General features: G+C 57.3%; 22 protein-coding genes and 1 riboswitch. Of the genes, 13 read left to right on the forward strand and 9 right to left on the reverse strand.

Annotated features, from left to right (window positions below):
• Window positions 1–41 precede the first annotated feature (41 nt).
• On the forward strand, window positions 42–962 hold the full coding sequence (glsB, locus tag ACLIBF_RS22205) for a glutaminase B (RefSeq protein ID WP_448310686.1): 921 nt from the start codon (window positions 42–44) through the stop codon (window positions 960–962).
• A gap of 1 nt (window position 963) precedes the next feature.
• On the opposite strand, the gene ACLIBF_RS22210 is transcribed toward glsB, so the two are convergent.
• Entirely contained in the window at window positions 964–1,905 is a 942-nt protein-coding gene (locus ACLIBF_RS22210; protein ID WP_448310687.1) for a D-2-hydroxyacid dehydrogenase, read from the reverse strand.
• Between the two features lie 232 nt (window positions 1,906–2,137).
• On the opposite strand from ACLIBF_RS22210, the gene ACLIBF_RS22215 reads away from it, so the two are divergent.
• The 3 genes from ACLIBF_RS22215 to ACLIBF_RS22225 all read left to right on the forward strand — a co-directional run bounded on the left by ACLIBF_RS22215 (window position 2,138) and on the right by ACLIBF_RS22225 (window position 5,179).
• The gene (locus ACLIBF_RS22215; RefSeq protein ID WP_448310688.1) at window positions 2,138–2,572 is read left to right on the forward strand and encodes a DUF2946 domain-containing protein; all 435 of its coding nucleotides are present in this window, start codon (window positions 2,138–2,140) and stop codon (window positions 2,570–2,572) included.
• Between the two features lie 64 nt (window positions 2,573–2,636).
• Complete coding sequence (locus ACLIBF_RS22220) at window positions 2,637–4,367, forward strand: DUF2534 family protein (protein WP_448310689.1); 1,731 nt, start codon at window positions 2,637–2,639, stop codon at window positions 4,365–4,367.
• A gap of 134 nt (window positions 4,368–4,501) precedes the next feature.
• On the forward strand, window positions 4,502–5,179 hold the full coding sequence (locus ACLIBF_RS22225) for a pirin family protein (RefSeq protein WP_448310690.1): 678 nt from the start codon (window positions 4,502–4,504) through the stop codon (window positions 5,177–5,179).
• A 52-nt stretch (window positions 5,180–5,231) separates the two neighbouring features.
• Here ACLIBF_RS22225 and ACLIBF_RS22230 read toward each other — a convergent pair whose 3' ends face one another.
• On the reverse strand, window positions 5,232–5,459 hold the full coding sequence (locus ACLIBF_RS22230) for a hypothetical protein (RefSeq protein ID WP_094119071.1): 228 nt from the start codon (window positions 5,457–5,459) through the stop codon (window positions 5,232–5,234).
• A 167-nt stretch (window positions 5,460–5,626) separates the two neighbouring features.
• On the opposite strand from ACLIBF_RS22230, the gene ACLIBF_RS22235 reads away from it, so the two are divergent.
• The 6 genes from ACLIBF_RS22235 to crtB all read left to right on the forward strand — a co-directional run bounded on the left by ACLIBF_RS22235 (window position 5,627) and on the right by crtB (window position 12,138).
• Window positions 5,627–6,160, forward strand: coding sequence for a YtfJ family protein (locus ACLIBF_RS22235; protein WP_094119183.1), 534 nt, complete (start codon window positions 5,627–5,629; stop codon window positions 6,158–6,160).
• A 219-nt stretch (window positions 6,161–6,379) separates the two neighbouring features.
• The gene (locus ACLIBF_RS22240) at window positions 6,380–7,288 is read left to right on the forward strand and encodes a polyprenyl synthetase family protein (protein WP_448310691.1); all 909 of its coding nucleotides are present in this window, start codon (window positions 6,380–6,382) and stop codon (window positions 7,286–7,288) included.
• 9 nt (window positions 7,289–7,297) lie between these two features.
• The gene (locus ACLIBF_RS22245; protein WP_448310692.1) at window positions 7,298–8,590 is read left to right on the forward strand and encodes a glycosyltransferase; all 1,293 of its coding nucleotides are present in this window, start codon (window positions 7,298–7,300) and stop codon (window positions 8,588–8,590) included.
• Window positions 8,577–9,737 carry a lycopene beta-cyclase CrtY gene (gene crtY / locus ACLIBF_RS22250; protein WP_448310693.1) on the forward strand — a complete coding sequence of 387 codons (1,161 nt, stop codon included), beginning with the start codon at window positions 8,577–8,579 and terminating at the stop codon, window positions 9,735–9,737. The genes ACLIBF_RS22245 and crtY overlap by 14 nt, the downstream gene beginning before the upstream one ends.
• A complete protein-coding gene (locus ACLIBF_RS22255; RefSeq protein WP_448310694.1) occupies window positions 9,734–11,212 on the forward strand; it encodes a phytoene desaturase in 1,479 nt (492 codons plus the stop codon). The genes crtY and ACLIBF_RS22255 overlap by 4 nt, the downstream gene beginning before the upstream one ends.
• On the forward strand, window positions 11,209–12,138 hold the full coding sequence (gene crtB, locus ACLIBF_RS22260) for a 15-cis-phytoene synthase CrtB (RefSeq protein WP_094119067.1): 930 nt from the start codon (window positions 11,209–11,211) through the stop codon (window positions 12,136–12,138). The genes ACLIBF_RS22255 and crtB overlap by 4 nt, the downstream gene beginning before the upstream one ends.
• On the opposite strand, the gene ACLIBF_RS22265 is transcribed toward crtB, so the two are convergent.
• From ACLIBF_RS22265 to ACLIBF_RS22275, 3 genes are all read right to left on the reverse strand, one after another.
• A complete protein-coding gene (locus ACLIBF_RS22265) occupies window positions 12,077–12,604 on the reverse strand; it encodes a sterol desaturase family protein (RefSeq protein WP_094119066.1) in 528 nt (175 codons plus the stop codon). The two genes, crtB and ACLIBF_RS22265, sit on opposite strands and share 62 nt — an antisense overlap.
• Before the next feature lie 109 nt (window positions 12,605–12,713).
• A complete protein-coding gene (ahr, locus tag ACLIBF_RS22270; protein ID WP_448310695.1) occupies window positions 12,714–13,730 on the reverse strand; it encodes an NADPH-dependent aldehyde reductase Ahr in 1,017 nt (338 codons plus the stop codon).
• Between the two features lie 164 nt (window positions 13,731–13,894).
• Entirely contained in the window at window positions 13,895–14,164 is a 270-nt protein-coding gene (locus ACLIBF_RS22275; protein ID WP_094119064.1) for a hypothetical protein, read from the reverse strand.
• Window positions 14,165–14,703: 539 nt separating this feature from the next.
• Here ACLIBF_RS22275 and ACLIBF_RS22280 point away from each other — a divergent pair.
• The 3 genes from ACLIBF_RS22280 to ACLIBF_RS22290 are packed head-to-tail and all read left to right on the forward strand — an operon-like array spanning window position 14,704 to window position 16,829.
• Window positions 14,704–15,621, forward strand: coding sequence for an extracellular solute-binding protein (locus ACLIBF_RS22280; protein WP_448310696.1), 918 nt, complete (start codon window positions 14,704–14,706; stop codon window positions 15,619–15,621).
• Window positions 15,618–16,400 (forward strand): molybdate ABC transporter permease subunit, encoded by a 783-nt coding sequence (locus ACLIBF_RS22285; RefSeq protein ID WP_448310697.1) that lies wholly within the window; start codon window positions 15,618–15,620, stop codon window positions 16,398–16,400. Before ACLIBF_RS22280 ends, ACLIBF_RS22285 begins: the two co-directional genes overlap by 4 nt.
• Before the next feature lie 15 nt (window positions 16,401–16,415).
• A complete protein-coding gene (locus ACLIBF_RS22290; RefSeq protein WP_143807210.1) occupies window positions 16,416–16,829 on the forward strand; it encodes an ASCH domain-containing protein in 414 nt (137 codons plus the stop codon).
• Between the two features lie 20 nt (window positions 16,830–16,849).
• Here the strand turns inward: ACLIBF_RS22290 and ACLIBF_RS22295 are convergent, their stop codons facing one another.
• From ACLIBF_RS22295 to ACLIBF_RS22310, 4 genes are read right to left on the reverse strand one after another with little or no spacing between them, the layout of a single operon-like run.
• Complete coding sequence (locus ACLIBF_RS22295; protein WP_448310698.1) at window positions 16,850–17,818, reverse strand: ThiF family adenylyltransferase; 969 nt, start codon at window positions 17,816–17,818, stop codon at window positions 16,850–16,852.
• A 9-nt stretch (window positions 17,819–17,827) separates the two neighbouring features.
• Complete coding sequence (locus ACLIBF_RS22300) at window positions 17,828–18,586, reverse strand: thiazole synthase (protein ID WP_448310699.1); 759 nt, start codon at window positions 18,584–18,586, stop codon at window positions 17,828–17,830.
• 2 nt (window positions 18,587–18,588) lie between these two features.
• Window positions 18,589–18,786: a sulfur carrier protein ThiS gene (gene thiS, locus ACLIBF_RS22305; RefSeq protein ID WP_094119060.1), complete on the reverse strand. Its 198-nt coding sequence runs from the start codon at window positions 18,784–18,786 to the stop codon at window positions 18,589–18,591.
• A complete protein-coding gene (locus ACLIBF_RS22310; RefSeq protein ID WP_094119059.1) occupies window positions 18,776–19,714 on the reverse strand; it encodes an FAD-dependent oxidoreductase in 939 nt (312 codons plus the stop codon). The genes thiS and ACLIBF_RS22310 overlap by 11 nt, the downstream gene beginning before the upstream one ends.
• A gap of 138 nt (window positions 19,715–19,852) precedes the next feature.
• Window positions 19,853–19,972, reverse strand: a riboswitch (TPP riboswitch).
• Window positions 19,973–20,009: the final 37 nt, after the last annotated feature.

A 20,009-nucleotide genomic window follows, 5' to 3' on the forward strand; every position in this document is an offset into this window, starting at 1 on the left:
CTCATCATCCCGGCCAGTAATTATCGACGGGAGAAGAGTGCGTGTCCGATCTGAGTAATGATCTGCTACAGGAAGTGCTGGACCAGGTGCGTCCACTGGTCCACCAGGGAAAAGTGGCCAATTACATTCCGGCGCTGGCGGACGTTGCCGCTGACCATTTAGGGATTGCCGTCTGTCTGCGTGACGGCACGCTCTATCAGGCGGGCGATGCGGAAACACGTTTTTCGATTCAGTCGATCTCCAAAGCGCTGTCGCTGACCGTCGCGCTGACCCGCTATGACGACGGTGAAATCTGGCAGCGGGTCGGCAAGGAGCCGTCGGGCCAGCCGTTTAATTCGCTGGTGCAGCTGGAGCTGGAACAGGGCAAGCCCCGCAATCCGTTTATCAACGCCGGTGCGCTGGTAATTTGCGACCTGCTGGAGACCCGCCTGACCGCGCCGCGTCAGCGAATGCTGGAGATCGTGCGTCAGCTAAGTCAGCAGCCAGATATCAATTACGATCGCCATGTCGCCCGCTCCGAGTTCGAGCATTCCGCGCGCAATGCCGCCATCGCCTGGCTGATGAAATCGTTCGGGAATTTTGATAACGACGTCACCAGCGTAATGCAAACCTATTTCCACTACTGCTCGCTATCGATGAACTCTATCGAACTGGCGCGCAGTTTTGTCTATCTGGCAAATCAGGGGGTGACACTGGATGGCAGCCGGATGATTACCCCTCGCCAGGCGCGGCAGATTAACGCCCTGATGATCACCAGCGGCATGTATGATGGCGCGGGCGAGTTTGCCTGGCGCGTCGGCATGCCCGCCAAGTCAGGCGTTGGTGGCGGGATCATTGCGGTCATTCCGGGAGAGATGAGCATCGCGGTCTGGTCACCAGGGCTCGATAGCGCGGGCAATTCGCTGGCCGGAACCGCCGCGCTGGAGTGTCTGACCGATAAACTGGGCCGTTCGATTTTCTGAATCAGCTCACCACATTGATCGGCTGACCCTGACTAAAGGCGATAAGATTGGCGGTAATACCCTGCAGCAGATTATGTACCCCGCTCTCACTGGCCCAGGCGATGTGCGGCGTAAGCAGCAGATTAGCCAAACCAGGTTGCAGCAGCGGATTATCGGTGTCAGGCGGTTCGCTGCTCAGCACATCGAGCGCTGCCCCCCTAATCCGGCCCTGTTGCAGCGCCTCAGCCAGATCCCCCTCGTTGATCAGCCCGCCGCGCGCGGTGTTGATCAACAGCGCCTGCGGCTTCATTTTACTCAGCGCCTCGCGGTCAATCAGCTGTCGGGTCTGTTCGCTCAGGGGACAATGCAGCGAGAGGATATCGCTGGTCGCCAGCACCTGTTCAAAACTGACATAGCCGTCACGCAGCGACCTGCTGCCTTTGCGATCGGCGTACTGAACCTTCATGCCCAACGCCTGCGCCAGTTTACCGGTGGCCTGACCAATCTCGCCTTTGCCGATAATACCCAGCGTCGCACCGCCTATATCCTGAATCGGCTGGCGGTGCAGACAAAAATGCTGCGCATCAGGCCACGCCGTGCGCGTGCTGGTAGCGTAATCCAGTAACTGACGACGCAGGGCAAAAATAGCGGCAATCACCCCTTCCGACACGCTCTGTGTCGAGTAGCCCGGCACATTGCTTACCACGATGCCACGCGCGCGACAGGCATCAATGTCGATACAGTCATAGCCGGTCGCGGCAACGCAGATAAACCGCAGCGACGGGAGTTGCTCTAGCGTGGCGGCACGCAGCGGCACTTTATTGGTGATCGCCACCGTGGCATCCTGCAGTGCCGTTACGATGGCGTCTTCTGCGGTATGACCCTGTACCTGCCAGTCACTGCAGCCTGGCGGTGCGGTTAAAGGCAGCGGTAACGTTTCCCCATCCAGCATCACGATTTTCATATTTCATCCTTTGTTGACAACAATAAGCGCGTCCGACCATCGTCTGGTTGCGCAGTAATGTTAGTCTTATGTATTTCATGAGTAACGAACAAGTTAAATGACAGCAGAATTAAAGTGAATATGTTCAAACTGTGCGGATTTTTTCAGGATTATCGCCACTTTATTTAACCCTTTTTCCCCCTTCACGTTACACTGCCGCCCTCAATTGTGACCCATGACCCTGATGTAAATCATGCATACAACTGCCTTCAGACAACGACTCACAGCCGGTATTGCGATCCTGGCCGTGTTGCTGTTGTTTGTTGCGCCGATGGTGTCTGAAAATCTGGCAGAGCATCGCGCCAGTCAGCCGCGCCTGTCAGTCATAAGCGACGAGATGCCGATGGAGCATCATCACAGTGATATAGCGATGATGGCGCATCACAGCGACATGTCGATGCCAGGTCACGACATGATGATGGAGCCGGGTTTCGCCTGTGGCTACTGCGATTTACTGATTCATGTCCCGCTGATGCTGTGGGTGTTTACCCCGCTTATCTGGTGGATGTGTCTGATCTGCCGGACGCCACCGCCGCCTGCTATCAACCCACCGCGGCGGCGACGGTTTCTGCGCACCCATCGTCCCCGGGCGCCTCCGTTGGTGACGCTGAACCTCACTGTTTTTTGACCCCGACTTCTTACGCGTTACGGCGTCAGAAGCTCTGTTCTGTCTTTTGAAAAGTGTGGAATCTATGTCCTCAACTCAGGAAGTAACACCTGCACCGCACGGTACGGTGTTGAATCTGTTTCGCCGCCTGCATTTCTATATTGGCCTGTTCATTGCGCCCTTCATTTTTGTCGCCGCGCTGACCGGCACGCTTTACGTTCTGACGCCGCAGCTTGAGCAGGCGATCTATCATGACGCCTTAACCACGGATGCGCAGGGCGTGGCAAAACCGCTGTCGGCACAAATCGCCGCTGCCCGCCAGCGCGCCGGTGAAAATGCGCGCATTTACGCCGTTCGTCCGGCACCGGGTCCGCAGGATACCACCCGGGTACAGTTCTCCGGACGCGACCTCGGCCCGTCGGAATCCCGCTCGCTGTTTATCGATCCCTATACGTTGCAGGTTAAGGGTGACATGACGGTGTATGGTACCAGCGGTGTGTTGCCGCTGCGCATGTGGCTCGATCAGCTGCATCGCGGGTTACTGCTGGGCGACGCAGGCCGCAACTACAGCGAACTGGCCGCCTCCTGGCTGTGGGTCGCGGCTCTCGGGGGTATCGTGTTGTGGCTGGGAACCCGGCCACGTCGTGCCGCCAGAAAACCCCGTCGCGGTTTCGCCGCCACCCGTCACTGGCACGTTATGCTGGGACTGGTGCTGGCGGTCGGACTGGTGTTCTTCTCTGTCACCGGACTGACCTGGTCACAGTGGGCGGGCAACAATATTGAAAAAATGCGTAGCGATCTGGGCTGGATGACCCCGCAGGTCACCACCGCGCTGAACGGTGCTGCGCCTGAGACCGCTGCCGATCCCCATGCTGACCACCGCGGAAACATGGAAGGTATGACAATGGCGGATATGGCGATGCCGGCCAGAAAAGCCGCGCCCGTGGTGCCAAATCAGCCGGATGGCAACTGGGATCGCGCTCTGGACGCCGCGCGGGACGCCGGTCTGCACGCCAGCAAGCTGGAGTTACGTCAGCCGAAAGCGCCTGATCAGGCGTGGACCGTCTCTGAGATTGATCGCAGCTGGCCGAGCCAGGTCGATGCGGTCTCGATCAATCCCAATGATTTTAGTCTGGTCGATCGGGTGGAGTTTGCTCACTTCCCGCTGGTGGCAAAACTGACCCGCTGGGGCGTGGATGCGCACATGGGCGTGCTGTTTGGCCTGCCCAACCAGCTGATTCTGGCGCTGTTCGGTTTCGGACTCTGTGCGATGATTGTGCTGGGCTACCGTATGTGGTGGATACGTCGTCCGGCCGTGCCGCAGATCAGCCCGTCGCAGACACTCCTGTCAGCCTGGCTGTCGCTGCCGCGCTACGCTCAGGGTGCCAGCCTTATTCTGGTACTGGCACTGGGCTACGCGCTGCCGCTGATGGGGATCAGTCTTCTGGTCATGATGCTGATCGATATTCAGCGCTGGCGTCGTGCGCAGCGCGCAACGGAACAACGTATCGATACCGCGCCGGATAAGCAGTCACCGCTGGCGATTATTCAGGCGCGCTTTGCGAATAAACGCAAGGAGATGCGCTATTTTCTGCGCAGCGTGACGGTACTGGCGTTGATTGTCATTACCGTGATGGCGAACGCGATGATTGGCGGTGTGATCGATCAGTATCAGATCCCGTTCAGCAGCTGGTCGCTGACCATGTACATCACCCAGGCGATGATGATCCTGCTTTATTCCACGGTTTTCACCGGCCTGTTATCGATTCCGCTGTGGTATTTCTTTTTGGGCGAAAGCGACGAGCAAGGCAAATAGACGATCTGCCCGCCTCTACGGCGGGCAGATCGTTATTCAAATTAACTGACGAGGCCCGGCAAATCTGCCGGCTTCTCATTCCCTGCGTAACCGCTATCATCATTGTCATTGACCCCATTATAAAAGAGCCAATCATGAACATCGTGCGAGCTAATCCTGAACAACTGTTTGAGTACGGACCTTTTACCGTACGCCGCCAGCGACCCGGCGAGGCGTTAAGCCCACTGGTCAGCGTTGACCTGATGACGCTAAAACTCGATGCCCGTATTCCGATGCAGCTGCATCGCGATGAAGAGGTGTTTACCTATCTGTGGCGCGGATCGATGCGCCATCAGGACAGTAACGGTGAAAGCACCTCGCTCTCTGCAAAGCGGGTGATGCTGGTCAACGCCGGTGATGGCGTACAGTATGAAGAGTCAGTTCCACTGTATGAGGCGGAACTGTTACAGGCGGTGATCCGACCGGCTGAGCGCGGCGGCGAAGGCATGACGCAGGTGCTGGAGCGTGATCAGGGCATTATGGCCAACGGCTGGACCGAACTGGCAGGGCCGGAAACCTCTGACGCCCCGCTGGAACTTCGGCAGGATGCGTACATCTACGATGCGCTGCTGGAGCGTGGTCATACGCTTGAGGTGCCGTCGCTGCCTGGTTTCGTCGCTTACATAACGGTGCTGGAAGGCGTGATTCGGATCGGTGAAGAGCGGCTGTCTCGCGGTGATGCCATCAGCGGAGTCGATGACTCGCTGGAAATTGTCGGTGACCGTGACGCCAATCTGATCTGCTTTCTGGTTAAACCTGATAGCGCGGCATAACACTGCGCGGGAAACTTTCCCGCGCGAATGACCTTTGGTTCTGATCGCTGCGTTACTGCGGCCGTTGCTGCTGCATCGCCTGAACCCGCCTGAACATGTGGTTGAACTGCCGCACATCGTCACGCAGCCAGTGACGCTGGGTCAGGGGCGCGTCATCCATCGCCTGTGGCAGCGGCACGCCGGCCAGCGATCCGCGACAACAAAACGCACGCGCCAGCGTCGGTGTTTCGATGCCAATATAACGGGCAAATTCAGGTAATGTCATTAATGCTGTACTCATCTCTCACCTCCTGAACAGATTATCAGCCTGCATTTTCGATCCATGTCTTAAATGCTTTTATTGATCTGAAACAGAGATGTGTTACTAATCTTCAGCCTGTTACTGAAATTTCCAGCCAGCCGACCGCAAAACGACGAAGAAGTGAGGATACCGTGCGCCGTTATGGATTGATAAGTCTGCTATTTGTTTCAGCTTTGAGTTGCGCACATACTCTGGTTCCCGGTCAGCCGGTGCCCCCGGTTTACATTGCCGATAAAGGCGAGATGGTGATCGAGCATGACGAGGTTAATTACCAGCGCTGGAATAGCCAGACCCTGACCGGTAAAGTCAGATTACTTATTCATGTCGCGGGTCGCCTGTCGGCAAAAGAGCAGAGCGCAGGGTTAATTGAGGCGATTCAGCAGGCGAATTTGCCGCGTCAGGGTTTCCAGACCACCACCATTGTGAATACCGACGATGCCCTGCCCGGCAGCGGTCTGTTTGTGGTACGCAGTATCGCCTCAAGCAAGAAAGCCGCACCGTGGCAGCAGTTTATTATTGATAACAGCGGCGTGACAGCGCACAGCTGGCAACTCAAACCAGGCAACGCAGCGGTAGCGGTGATTGACCGTCAGGGCAAAGTTCGCTTCGCTAAAGATGGCGCATTAAGCGCTGAAGAAGTCGCTGGAATAATCAGCCAGCTGCGTCGTTTACTCGGATAATCCGGCTCCGGCTCACGGTAAAATTCAGGTAAAGAAACGCTGAATGCCGCTGAATTTCCCAACTTTTTCGTGATCCTCTACTACTATTGTTTGGATGGATTTACCCGCCGTTCTTTGAAAACCTGCCAACTATGCTATGGCAGCCGGGGACGATTATTAAAGATGGCATCGAATCATTTCGACCTGCTGTGAATTCCTCTGTAGATAAGGACAGCCTTAATGACGGTCTGCGCAGAAAAACACGTCAATTCCACACACAGCGATGCAGCAAATCTGTTGAACGATATTGAGCAACGGCTCGACACCTTGTTGCCGGTCGAAGGTGAACGTGATTTTGTCGGTGCGGCAATGCGCGAAGGCGCACTGGCACCGGGTAAACGTATTCGTCCGATGCTGCTGCTGCTGGTGGCACGCGATCTCGGCTGTAAAGCCAGCCCGACCGGCCTGCTGGATCTCGCCTGTGCGGTTGAGATGGTCCATGCCGCTTCGCTTATTCTGGATGACATGCCCTGTATGGATGACGCGCAGATGCGGCGTGGACGCCCTACCATTCATTGCCAGTATGGTGAACATGTGGCGATTCTGGCGGCGGTCGCCTTGCTGAGCAAAGCCTTTGGCGTGATTGCGACGGCAGAAAGTCTCTCGGCCAGCGCCAGAACGCAGGCGGTCAGCGAACTCTCCCATGCAATCGGGATGCAGGGGCTGGTGCAGGGGCAGTTTAAAGACCTCTCCGAAGGGGATAAACCGCGCAGCGCTGATGCCATTCTGATGACCAATCATTTTAAAACCAGCACCCTGTTTTGCGCCTCCATGCAGATGGCCTCGATTGCCGCCGGTGCGTCAGATGATGTACGCGAGCAGCTTCATCGGTTCTCACTCAATCTTGGACAGGCATTTCAACTGCTGGATGACTTGACCGATGGTATGAGCGATACCGGTAAAGATATTAATCAGGATGCGGGCAAATCGACCCTGGTCAACCTGCTGGGCACCCAGGCGGTCGAAAACCGCCTGCGCGATCATTTGCGTTGCGCCAGCGAACATCTTCTGCTGGCCTGCCATGACGGTTACGCCACGCAACATTTCATTCAGGCCTGGTTTGAGAAAAAACTCGCTGCCGTCAGTTAAGGATGCTGCATGAGCCACTTTGCGGTGATTGCGCCGCCTTTCTTCAGCCACGTTCGGGCGCTTCAGCATCTCAGCCAGGCCCTGATTGCACGCGGTCATCGCGTGACGTTCATCCAGCAAATCGATGTTAAGGCGTTACTCAATGACAGTAATATCGCTTTTTTCCCGCTGGGATTATCCACTCATCCTGCGGGCAGCCTGACGCATACGTTGCAACTGGCGGCGCATCCGCTGGGCCCGTCTATGCTGAAACTGATCAACGAGATGGCCCGCACCAGCGATATGCTTTGTCGTGAGCTGCCGGTGGTGCTAAATACGCTGGCCGTCGACGGGGTGATTGTCGATCAGATGGAGCCTGCCGGCGCGCTGGCGGCGGAAGCGCTGGATCTGCCTTATGTGTCGGTGGCCTGCGCGCTGCCGCTCAACCGTGAAGCTGACTTTCCGCTGGCGGTGATGCCGTTTGACTATGGCACCAGCGATGCGGCACGTGAACGTTATCGCACCAGTGAAAAAATTTATGACTGGCTGATGCGCCGTCACGATCGGGTTATCGCCCGCAATGCCCATGCGCTGGGATTAGCGCCGCGGGAAAAACTGCACCACTGTTTTTCACCGCTGGCCCAGATCAGCCAGCTGATTCCGGAATTTGATTTTCCGCGCCAGGCGCTGCCGGGCCATTTTCATGCGGTCGGACCGCTGCGCGCCACTATGCCATCTTCATCACCTGCCCCACGCTACTTTCCGCATGGCGACAAACCCCGGATTTTCGCCTCACTCGGCACGCTGCAGGGACACCGTTACGGCTTATTCAAAACCATCGTCCGGGCCTGCCAGGAGCTGGATGCGCAGTTGCTGCTGGCGCACTGCGGTCGCCTGACACCGTTTCAGGCCGAGAAACTGGCGCGTAGCAGTCAGACAGAGGTGGTGGATTTTGCCGACCAGGCTGCCGCCCTATCCCAGGCGGATCTGGCAATTACCCACGGCGGTATGAATACCGTACTCGATGCTATTCATCATCTGACGCCGTTGCTGGCGATCCCACTGGCTTTTGATCAGCCGGGCGTTGCCGCGCGCATTGTTTATCATGGCGTCGGACGTCGCGTTTCCCGTTTTGCCACCAGCCATGCACTGGCCCGGCAACTGCAGGCGCTGCTCGACGACGACAGTTACCGGCAGCAGATGACCCGGATGCGCAACGCTGTCACCGCGGCGGGCGGCACTGCGCTGGCGGCAGACATTGTCGAGCAGGCGATGCGCACCCGACGGCCCGTTGTGACCAGGAGGGACTATGCCGTCGTATGATCTGATTCTGGTCGGCGGCGGGCTGGCCAATGGCTTAATCGCGTTACGCCTGCGCCAGCAACATCCGTCACTGCGTATTCTGCTGATTGAGGCTGAGAGTCAGCCTGGTGCTAATCATACCTGGTCGTTTCACGCCGAGGATCTCAGCGAAACCCAGCACCGCTGGGTCGCCCCGCTGGTGGTTCATCACTGGCCTGGCTATCAGGTGCGTTTCCCCCAGCGTCACCGCAACCTTAACAGCGGTTATTTTTGCGTGACGGCTGAACGTTTCGCGGAGGTGATGCATGATCGTTTTGAACAGCATCTGTTGCTGAACACCGCAGTTGAAAGCGTGGCTTCACGCTCGGTAACCCTGGCTGATGGTCGTGTGCTGGCGGCCAGCGCCGTGATTGATGGCCGGGGTTATCAGCCGGATACGGCGTTACGCATGGGGTTTCAGGCGTTTGTCGGGCAGGAGTGGCAACTGAGCCAGCCGCACGGTCTGACCACACCGATCATTATGGATGCAACGGTCGATCAACAGGCAGGTTACCGCTTTGTCTACAGCCTGCCCTTCTCAGCCGACACCCTGTTGATTGAAGATACTCACTACATTGATGACGCTACGCTGAGCGCCGATCGCGCCCGGCAGAATATTCGCGACTATGCCGCTCGCCAGGGCTGGCAGTTAACGCGGCTGTTGCGTGAAGAACAGGGTGCGCTGCCAATTACCCTGACCGGCGACATTGACGTCTTCTGGCAGACCCGCGATCTGCCGTGCAGCGGATTGCGCGCCGGGCTGTTTCATCCCACCACCGGCTACTCTCTGCCGCTGGCGGTGGCGCTGGCCGATCGGCTGGCGCAGATGACTACCTTTAATTCGGATACGCTGCACGCCACTATTCAGCACTTCGCCAGCGAGGCCTGGCAGCAGCAGCGATTTTTTCGCATGCTGAACCGGATGCTGTTTCTGGCCGGTCCAGCCGACCAGCGCTGGCAGGTGATGCAGCGTTTTTACGGCCTGCCGGAAGGCCTGATTGCCCGCTTTTATGCGGGAAAACTTACTTTGCCTGATCGGCTGCGCATTTTAAGCGGCAAGCCGCCGGTTCCCGTACTGGCAGCGCTACAGGCTGTTATGACTCCTCACCGTCAACAGGCGATGCAATGAAAAGAACCACAGTAATTGGTGCAGGCTTTGGTGGCCTGGCGCTGGCAATCCGCCTTCAGGCTGCCGGTATCCCTACCCGACTGCTGGAGCAGCGCGATAAGCCGGGCGGTCGGGCTTATGTTTATCAGGATCAGGGTTATACCTTTGATGCTGGCCCAACGGTCATTACCGATCCCAGCGCCATCGAAGAGCTGTTCGTGCTGGCCGGTAAGCAGCTGTCCGATTATGTCGAATTGCTGCCGGTAAAACCGTTTTATCGCCTGTGCTGGGAGTCTGGCAAAGTGTTCAGCTACGACAATGACCAGCCGGCACTGGAGACACAAATTGCCGCTTTCAATCCGCGTGACGTAGAAGGCTATCGCCGTTTCCTCGCCTATTCGCGTGCGGTGTTTGCCGAGGGCTATCTGAAGCTCGGTACCGTGCCGTTTTTATCCTTCCGCGATATGCTGCGCGCTGCCCCACAGCTGGCTAAACTGCAGGCGTGGCGCAGTGTTTATAGCAAGGTGGCGAGCTACATCGAAGATGAGCACCTGCGCCAAGCGTTCTCCTTCCACTCGCTACTGGTGGGCGGTAATCCGTTTGCCACTTCGTCGATTTATACCCTGATTCATGCGCTGGAGCGCGAATGGGGTGTCTGGTTCCCGCGCGGTGGCACCGGCGCACTGGTGCAGGGTATGGTGAAACTGTTTGAAGATCTGGGTGGTGAAGTTGAACTGAATGCCAAAGTCGCCCAGCTGGAAACCGCGGGAGACAAGATCACTGCCGTTCATCTTCAGGACGGACGGGTGTTGCCGACCACCGCTGTTGCCTCGAATGCCGACGTGGTCCATACCTACCGCGATCTGCTGAGTCAGCATCCGGCATCGGTCGCGCAGGGACAAACCCTGCAGGGCAAGCGGATGAGTAACTCACTGTTTGTGCTCTATTTTGGTCTTAATCATCATCACGATCAACTCGCGCACCATACCGTTTGCTTCGGACCGCGCTATCGCGAATTAATCGATGAAATTTTTAATCGCGATGGACTGGCGGAGGACTTTTCACTCTACCTTCATGCCCCGTGCGTCACCGATCCGTCGCTTGCTCCGCCGGGATGCGGCAGCTATTACGTTCTGGCACCGGTGCCTCATCTCGGTACCGCCGATCTTGACTGGTCCGTCGAAGGCCCACGACTGCGCGATCGTATCTTTGACTATCTTGAGCAGCACTACATGCCAGGCCTGCGCAGCCAGCTGGTAACGCATCGGATGTTCACGCCGTTTGATTTCCGCGATGAACTGAATGCATATCAGGGATCCGCCTTCTCGGTGGAACCTATTCTGACGCAGAGTGCCTGGTTCCGGCCGCACAACCGCGATAAGCATATCAATAATCTCTATCTGGTTGGCGCAGGTACCCATCCTGGTGCGGGCATTCCCGGCGTGATTGGATCAGCGAAAGCGACGGCAGGATTAATGCTGGAGGATCTGGCTTGAATAATGCGTCATTACTCGATCATGCCGTTGAAACCATGGAGGTGGGATCGAAAAGTTTTGCCACCGCCTCGAAGTTGTTTGATGCCAAAACCCGACGCAGCGTGCTGATGCTCTACGCCTGGTGCCGCCACTGTGATGACGTGATCGACGATCAGGTTCTGGGTTTCAGCAATGATGCGCCTTCACTGCAATCACCTGAACAGCGGCTGGCGCAGCTGGAGATGAAAACGCGCCAGGCCTACGCCGGTTCGCAGATGCATGAACCGGCATTTGCCGCGTTTCAGGAAGTGGCAATGGCACACGACATCCTGCCCGCCTACGCCTTTGATCATCTGGCCGGTTTTGCGATGGACGTGCGCGGTGCTCGTTATCAGACGCTGGATGACACCCTGCGTTACTGCTATCACGTAGCGGGCGTGGTGGGTCTGATGATGGCGCAGATCATGGGCGTGCGCGATAACGCGACTTTAGATCGTGCCTGCGATTTGGGTCTCGCCTTTCAGCTGACCAATATTGCGCGCGACATCGTCGACGATGCGCAAGCGGGCCGCTGCTATCTGCCTGCGGCATGGCTGGCTGAAGAAGGATTAACCACCGAAAACCTGGCTGCGCCTGAACATCGTCAGGCACTGAGCCGGATTGCGCGGCGGCTGGTGCAGCACGCGGAACCCTATTATCACTCGGCCACGGCGGGTTTAGCTGGCTTACCGTTGCGCTCGGCATGGGCGATCGCTACGGCAAAGCAGGTGTATCGTAAGATTGGGACGAAGGTCGATGAGGCGGGTCAGCAGGCGTGGGATCAACGCCAGTCCACCAGCACACCCGAGAAACTGGTGCTGCTGGTGACGGCTTCAGGCCAGGCGATTACTTCCCGGCTGGCGCGTCATGCTCCTCGTCCGGCATATCTCTGGCAGCGCCCGCTTTAGCGCCGTGACGTTCCCGTAGCGTCGCCTGCAGCTTTGACAGCGGCGGCGCGTACAGGAAGCCAAACGACACGCAGCCTTCTTTACCGCGCACAGCATGATGCATCCGATGCGCCATATAGAGACGGCGGAAATAACCGCGACGCGGAATGTAGCGGAACGGCCAGCGCTGATGCACCAGCCCGTCATGCACCATGAAATAGAGCAGGCCATAAACCGTCATTCCTGCACCAATCCACTGCAGTGGCCAGACGCCGGTGCTACCGAGATAAATCAGCAGAATCGCCAGTCCGGCGAATAAGACCGCGTACATATCGTTGAGTTCAAACCAGCCTTTGTGCGGCTCGTGATGTGAAAGATGCCAGCCCCAACCCCAGCCATGCATAATATATCTGTGTGCCAGCGCAGCCGTTATCTCCATGCCAATAACGGTGGCCAGAACAATCAGGGCATTCCAAATCCACAACATAGTTTCTCCCGAGCATGCATCCTGCAAAGTGGCATAAAGGTCAATTTTAACAGAGTTCAGGAAAAACAGCGGTGCCTGAACGAAGCAGCCACTAATTCAGGCGTCAGAATCAAAAATCCGCCTTCATGACGATGCGATAATGGGCTTTCCCCGCGCGTAAATGGTCGAGCGCCTGATTGATCTGCGACATCGGAAAATATTCCACTATCGGCGCGATATTGGCGCGGGTCGCCAGTTTTAACAGCGCCCGGAGCTGAACCGGTGATCCGGTCGAGGAACCGCTCAGGCTGCGATCGCCGACAATCAGGTTAAAGGCTGGCACGCTGAACGGTGTCATCACCGCACCCAGCGTATGAAATTTTCCATGCGGCGCCAGGGCGGTGAAATAAGGCTGCCAGTCAAGATCGACCGCAACGGTATTAATAATTAAATCAAACTGCCCCGCCAGTGCAGTAAGCGCCTGAAGATCGCGACTGTCGACAACCTGATTTGCCCCCAGCGCCAGTAAGGAGGGTGTCTTTTCGCTTGTCGAGGTGAATGCGGTGACGTCGGCCCCCAGCGCGCGCAGAATTTTGATCGCCATGTGACCCAACCCGCCGATACCAATTACCCCGACATGGCTAAGGGCTGAGATGTTGTGCATCAGCAACGGTTTGAACACCGTCATGCCGCCGCACAACAGCGGGCCTGCGGTGGCGGCATCCAGCCCGTCAGGTAGCGGAATCACCCATTGCCAGTCCGCCCGCAATCGCTCGGCAAATCCGCCGTGATTATTAATGGTGGAGACTTTGCCCCGACGACAATTAACCTGATCGCCGCTCAGGCAGGCATCGCAATAGTGGCAACTTTTAGCCGTCCAGCCGATGCCGACTCGCTGACCAATATGCAGCCCTTTGTACTGCGCACCGTCGCCCAATGCCGCGATGCGGCCAATCACCTCATGTCCCGCCACCAGCGGATAGGTCGATCCACCCCAGGCATTATCAATCATTGAGAGATCGGAGTGACAGATGCCACAGTATTCTACAGCGACTTCAACCTCTTCTGACTGCAGCGGTCCGGGATGGTATTCATAGGGCTGTAGCGCTTCGCCGGGATGAAGAGCGGCATAACTTTTGATACTCATTCTCTTTCCTCAATCAACGGATGAATGCATCGCCGGGTGATAACGGTGGCAACTCAATGGTCAGCATAGCAACAGGCAGCCGTCATAAGCTGCTGATAATGCGGATTTTTCATCGGTTAAATGCGGAATTTTACTGCCGCACAGCTAATGCTGCGCGAGAGCAATCAGAGTGGGTCGTGATTGAGGGGAGTGCGGAAAGCATGACGCGCCGCGGACATCAGCTGGCTGGCCGTCACGGTGGCCGGTAAACGCATCAGAATTTTGCTCGCCTGCCAGTAACACAATACCATCATCTCATCTTCTTCCTTTTCAGCCAGTTCGCGTAACCTGGCACGCAGCGACAAGACGTTAATCGACTGATGTTCATCCAGCATGTCAGAGATAGTCTGATTGATGATGTGGTGAAGAGTTTTCCAGGAGAGATCTGTCTGCAAAATTAACCTCTTTTAACGCTTATTGGCTCCGGGCAAATGAACAGCGGAATGTATCGCAGCATCGGGTCTGCAAGTTATTGGCTCTGAAGTCTGGTGATAACTATAGCTGTTTCTTAACGCTTGCGCCGGACCAGGTCGTCAGAATTCCAAAAGCTGATGAGTTTAAATCTTTTTGTCGAAGATTGTCTCGTTTTCCGCCACCAGTCTGGTTCAAGCGGTGATTTTTTTAACAATCCTGGAGACCACGTAACTTAATGATGTGTCGGGTATTTTGCCTCATTCTCTACTTAAGATGACAGGTTCGCGTCAGATCGCAGCCAGATGGTGCATCAGACGGAAAATTCAGTGTTTTCTGACCGCCAGCACGCGTGCGTATCTCATCAATCCTGGCGGGCGTCATCATCTGAAAAGCATCCCTTTCCCTGCCTCAAATTCAGACCACCTGACGCCGGGCTATATTTCGCAATAATTTCCCGCTTGCCTGTCGATGTTTCAGTTCCGATAATCGCTATCTACTTTTTTATATAACGAGAAACGACATGGCTTTTTTACGCTATTCGGCGCTGATACTGGGAATGGGTTTAACCGCATCGGCCAGCGCCGGTAACGATATTCACGTTACCTATGCGGGCTCAATGGGCAAAGTAATGGATGAAGGTCTTGGGCCAGCCTTCGCCCATCAGCAGAACAGTAATTATCAGGGTCAGGGACAGGGCGCTTACGGGATGGCACATCTGCTGGCCAGTAAGAAACTGACCGCCGATGTGTTTGTCTCGATTACGCCGGGTCCGATGCGCATTCTGAAACAGGCCGGACTGATCGATAACGCGGTGCCGGTTGCCAGCACCAGCATGGTGATTGCCTATAACCCGAAAGGAAAATATGCCCAACAGTTTGCCGCGTTAAACGGCAGCGATAGCCGCTGGCTGGATCTGCTGGCGACGCCGGGGCTTAAATTTGGACGCACCGATCCGGTCAACGATCCTAAAGGTCAGAATATTGTTTTTACCCTGCTGCTGGCAGAGAAGTTTTACCAGAAGCCGGGTATGGCAGAGAAGATTATGGGCGGGGTGCAAAATCCGGCACAGGTTAACCTTGAAGGCGGCTTGCTGACGCGGCTGGAAAGCGGTCAGGTGGATGCGGCAGCGGGTTATGAAAGTGAAGTGCGTTCCGCGCACCTGCCTTATCTGGCACTGCCGGACGCCATCAACCTCAGTAATCCGGCCAGGGCGAAACAGGGGTACGACACCGTGAGTTTCACGCTGAAAGACAGTCAGGGCCATGACAAAACGCTGCATACTCAACCGCTGGTCTATTACGCAGCGGTGCTGAAAAACGCACCACATGGCGTACAGACCGGTCAGGCATTTATCGATTTTATGCGCAGCCCACAGGGTAAGCAGCTGTTTCAGCAATATGGTTACGCCACCGCGAAAGGTGATGCGATCTGGCCATGAGACGTCCGCCTGCCACTGCTCTGTGGCTCTCTCTGCCCGCATTGCTGATGCTGGCCGTCCCGTTTGTCACGCTGATCGGCCTGACCCACTGGACTCACTTCCGTCTGGCGTGGGGTGACAGCAATGCCATTGCCACTTCGCTGGGTCTCGGTGCCCTTTCCCTGATGCTGGTGATCTTCAGTGGCCTGCCGCTGGCCTGGTGGCTGGCGCAGGCGCGCGGTAAATCCCGGCTGGTGGCTGAAATGCTGGTGCTGATCCCGCTGCTGACGCCACCGCTGGCGATGGGCATCTTACTGGTCAGCGCCTGGGGACCTTACAGCCCGGCCGGGTCACTGCTGGCGCGGGCCGGTATTGCGCTGACCAACAATCCTGCCGCCTTTGTGCTGGCACAGTGGTACGGCGCCCTGCCCTATTTTGTGATGGCGGCACGCGCCGCCTTTGCCGACGTGCCGGTGGTGATTCTGGAGGCAGGCCGGACGCTGGGCGCCTCGCCGTGGCAACGCTTCTGGCGGTTATCCTTACCGCTGGCATCGTCAGGCTTAGCCACCGCAGTGGCGCTGGCCTGGGTTCGGGCAATGGGTGAATTTGGTATCGTGATGATTTTTGCCTATTTTCCACAGGGAATGCCGGTTAAGCTGTACAACAATTTGCAGAATGATGGTGTGGACGCGGTTTATGTCCTGCTGTGGTTACTGCTGCTGTTTACTTTACCGGTGCCGCTGGCCTGCTTCGCGCTTACCCGTCGTAATGCGCAAAACCGTCGCCAGATGCTGCCCTGAATCGAGAATTTCCTGATGGCAATGACGCTGGAACAACTGCAAGACAAATATCCGGATGCAAACGCGGCATCGTTCGGCGACTCGCCTGAACTTGCCAGCCAGCTGGCAACGCTGGTAATTGCCGGTAAAAAAGTGGCCAGCTGTGGTTCATTGCACAGCTGGCAGGATAATGAAGATAAACCTGAACCAGGCCGTCACAGCATCATTCTCAATGGTGAGCAGCGGCCAGTCTGTGTGATTCGCACTACCGGTCTGTTCCTGACCCGCTTTGACCGCGTCACGCCTGAGATGGCGATGCTGGAAGGCGAAGGCGATCTCAGCCTGGAATACTGGCAGCAGGAGCATCAGCGCTTTTTTCAGCAGGAAGGCTATTTCCATCCCGAAATGGAACTGGTGTTTGAAACCTTCCAGCTGGTTGAAGTGCTCTGATTCACTTCGGCTAATATGCGCTACAGGCTGTTGGCCGCCATCAGTGCCAGGCGCGGGAAACCGCGTTTTTGTAATCGCTCCGCCGCCTGTGCCGCACGCATCCCGCTGGCGCACACCAGCACGATGCGTTGATCCGCGGGCGGCTGCCAGTCCGCAATCTGCTGCGGCAGAATTCGCTGCACCCCTTCTGCCACACTCACCGGCGCTTCCTCCCGGCTGCGCAATTCGACAATACAGTCATCGGCGGTCAGCATTGGCAGATCGATAAAAGGTATGCCAGGCACTTCTGGTTCCGGCGCATCATCAAAACGAAACTGCCGCAGATGCCAGTTGATGAAATCACAGTGGATCATGCAACCCAGCGGAGACGGCGTCAGCTTCAGCAACAGGCTCAGCGCCATCTGGGCCTGCAAGGCGCCCAGCATCGCCACCGCCGGTCCCATTACGCCCGCCGTGTTGCAGTTACCTGCCGTTGTCGGCAGTTGCGGAAACAACGCACGATAGCCTGGCGCACCGCCGCAGAAACCGCCGACGTACCCTTTACGGCCCAGCACCGACGCACAGACCAGCGGCAGGCTTCGCAGCAGACAGGCATCCGACAGCTGATAGGTAATAGCAAAGTTGTCAGCCGCATCAATGACCAGATCGATCGAATCGAGCGCCTCCGGCAGCAGGCTGGCACTTAACACCTGCGCACGTGCGTCTATCTCACAGTCAGGATTGCGCTGAATCAGCGCCCGCCGGGCAGCTGATACTTTTGGTTCACCGATATCCGCCATGTCAAACAGCGTCTGGCGATGCAGATTATGCAGTTCAACCCGATCGCCATCGTAGAGACGGATAAATCCCACGCCCGCACCGACCAGCAGCGGCAGCACGGTTGAACCGAGTCCGCCCGCGCCGACCACCAGCACCCGTGCCGCGCGTAAATCCTGCTGCCCCGCTTCGCCGATCTCCGGCAACATCGTTTGTCGCTGATAACGATCCATCACGGCTCCTTAGCTGAACTGTGCCAGCCCGAAAATCGGGGTTGATGCAGCGGCCATATCCCGCTGCTCCATCAATCCGGCCTGATATGCCTGATGCCCGGCCGCGATGGCGGCGGAGAAAGCCGCCGACATCCGCACCGGATCGCGCGCTTTCGCCACCGCAGTGTTCAGCAGAACACCATCGAAACCCATCTCCATCGCCTGCGCCGCCTGCGAAGGCGCACCGATGCCCGCATCAATAATCAGCGGCACATCCTTAAACCAGGCGCGCATCGTTTTCAGCCCTTCGATATTACGCAGCCCCTGCCCCGAGCCAATCGGCGCGCCCCACGGCATCAGTATTTCACAGCCCGCTTCAAGCAGTTTTTCGCCGACAATCAGATCTTCAGTGGTGTAGGGAAAGACCTGAAAACCCTCGGCACAGAGAATGCGTGCCGCCTCAACCAGCGCAAAGGGATCGGGTTGCAACGTGTCGGCGTGGCCAATCACTTCCAGCTTAATCCACGACGTGCCAAACAGTTCACGCGCCATCCGCGCAGTGGTCACCGCCTCTTTGACAGTGTGGCAACCGGCGGTATTGGGCAGAATGCGGGTGTTGAGCTGTTGCAACAACTCACGGAAAGCGCCGCCCGCACTGCCTTCGCGCCGTAAACTCACAGTGATGATCTCTGTGCCGGAGGTCTCAATCGCCTGTTGCAGAATAGCGGGCGAGGGATAGCCTGCCGTGCCCAGTAAAAACCGCGATGATGGCGTATGTTGATAAAACATGATTACCCTCCCTGCATCGGTGACAGCACTTCCAGCTGGTTACCGGCTTCAAGACGCTGGCTGGCGTAACGGGCGCGCGGCACAAATTCACCGTTCAGCGCCGTGGCGACCGTGGCGGGATCGATCTGCTGCTCCTGCAACAGTTCGGCTAATGTGCGCGCCGCGGTTTCGATGCCGCGTCCATTAAGTTCAATTCGCATGAGTCATCTCCTGAGTCAGTTGCTGGATGAGTTGTTCAGCCATCATCGGCGCCAGCAGGAAGCCGTGGCGATAAAGGCCGTTGATCGAGAAAACACCGTTTTCATAGCGGACTTCGGGCAGGTTGTGGCAGTAAGCGGGACGCAGGCCGGTGCCGCTCTCCAGCACGCGCGCTTCGGCCAGGGCCGGATGCAGGGTATAGGCGGCGCTGAGCAGCTCCATCATGGCACGCGCACTGATTGGACTGCTGTCATGGCTCTCCACCATGGTTGCGCCCAGCATAAAGATCCCACCGGCACGCGGCACCAGATAACAGGGAAAGCGCGGGTGCAACAGGCGAACGGGTCGGGAAAGAGAAAGGTCAGGCGCGTGCAGGATCAGCATTTCGCCGCGCACCGCACGCAGCGCGGGTTGCGTCCCGCCGGCGTGGATGCCCCGACAGTCAATAATCTGACCACCGGGCGCGCCGGAATGAAATGGCACGTTGGCCGCCAGCAAACGCTGCTGCAGTTGCTGCAACGCACTGCGCGGATCGAGATGGGCTTCGGCAGAAAAAAATAGCCCGCGGGCAAAACGATTTTCCAGCGCCGGCTCAATCTCACCGGGCGCGACCCATTGGTGCTGCTGAGTCAGGCTGGCGAAGCGGGTCAGTTCGCGGCTGTCGCGCGGCGGCGCAACCACCAGCGTGCCGTGCTGCTCAACGCCCTCAATCCGCTTCGCCCACCAGGCCGCGGCGTGCTGGCCCCACTCAATCACCTGCGGCGGTGCACTCTCCGCTTCGCACCAGGGCGCCAGCATTCCACCGGCCCAGTATGAGGCCGCACGACGTTCAGGGCGGGTAATGACTTCAACCGTTTCGCCGCGCTCCGCCAGCAGCGTGGCGATGCACAACCCGGCCACACCACTGCCGAGTACCGACCAACGGCTCATGCTGTCCGCCCAGGGGACGTCACGTTATTCAGGATAAGATGATTCATAGTGGCCTCGTCGTAACTACGCGAAGACCCGGGATACCAGAAGGGAAAAAAGCGAGAGCATTGCTGAAAGCTCTTGCGGCAAGCATCTGCGGCGATCAGATGCCCGTCTTCCTACGCCAGTATCAACTGGGTCAGGTTCGAAGGGTCGCTAAGCCGCGCGGTGCGCTATTAGCCTCTCAGTCTCTCTGGCGAGACTCCCCTGACGGGTTCTAGTTTTAAGTTAAGCGGGCAGGTTCGTCAAGTGAAGG

The sequence above is a fragment of the Pantoea sp. PGP6 genome (assembly GCF_053474785.1).

Coding starts and splice junctions, on each gene's coding strand:
- ACLIBF_RS22210 (WP_448310687.1), bottom strand. CDS start 1,905: ATGAAAATCGTGATGCTGGATGGGGAAACGTTACCGCTGCCTTTAACC.
- ACLIBF_RS22215 (WP_448310688.1), top strand. CDS start 2,138: ATGCATACAACTGCCTTCAGACAACGACTCACAGCCGGTATTGCGATC.
- ACLIBF_RS22220 (WP_448310689.1), top strand. CDS start 2,637: ATGTCCTCAACTCAGGAAGTAACACCTGCACCGCACGGTACGGTGTTG.
- ACLIBF_RS22225 (WP_448310690.1), top strand. CDS start 4,502: ATGAACATCGTGCGAGCTAATCCTGAACAACTGTTTGAGTACGGACCT.
- ACLIBF_RS22230 (WP_094119071.1), bottom strand. CDS start 5,459: ATGAGTACAGCATTAATGACATTACCTGAATTTGCCCGTTATATTGGC.
- ACLIBF_RS22240 (WP_448310691.1), top strand. CDS start 6,380: ATGACGGTCTGCGCAGAAAAACACGTCAATTCCACACACAGCGATGCA.
- ACLIBF_RS22245 (WP_448310692.1), top strand. CDS start 7,298: ATGAGCCACTTTGCGGTGATTGCGCCGCCTTTCTTCAGCCACGTTCGG.
- crtY (WP_448310693.1), top strand. CDS start 8,577: ATGCCGTCGTATGATCTGATTCTGGTCGGCGGCGGGCTGGCCAATGGC.
- ACLIBF_RS22255 (WP_448310694.1), top strand. CDS start 9,734: ATGAAAAGAACCACAGTAATTGGTGCAGGCTTTGGTGGCCTGGCGCTG.
- ACLIBF_RS22265 (WP_094119066.1), bottom strand. CDS start 12,604: ATGTTGTGGATTTGGAATGCCCTGATTGTTCTGGCCACCGTTATTGGC.
- ahr (WP_448310695.1), bottom strand. CDS start 13,730: ATGAGTATCAAAAGTTATGCCGCTCTTCATCCCGGCGAAGCGCTACAG.
- ACLIBF_RS22280 (WP_448310696.1), top strand. CDS start 14,704: ATGGCTTTTTTACGCTATTCGGCGCTGATACTGGGAATGGGTTTAACC.
- ACLIBF_RS22285 (WP_448310697.1), top strand. CDS start 15,618: ATGAGACGTCCGCCTGCCACTGCTCTGTGGCTCTCTCTGCCCGCATTG.
- ACLIBF_RS22290 (WP_143807210.1), top strand. CDS start 16,416: ATGGCAATGACGCTGGAACAACTGCAAGACAAATATCCGGATGCAAAC.
- ACLIBF_RS22295 (WP_448310698.1), bottom strand. CDS start 17,818: ATGGATCGTTATCAGCGACAAACGATGTTGCCGGAGATCGGCGAAGCG.
- ACLIBF_RS22300 (WP_448310699.1), bottom strand. CDS start 18,586: ATGTTTTATCAACATACGCCATCATCGCGGTTTTTACTGGGCACGGCA.
- thiS (WP_094119060.1), bottom strand. CDS start 18,786: ATGCGAATTGAACTTAATGGACGCGGCATCGAAACCGCGGCGCGCACA.
- ACLIBF_RS22310 (WP_094119059.1), bottom strand. CDS start 19,714: ATGAGCCGTTGGTCGGTACTCGGCAGTGGTGTGGCCGGGTTGTGCATC.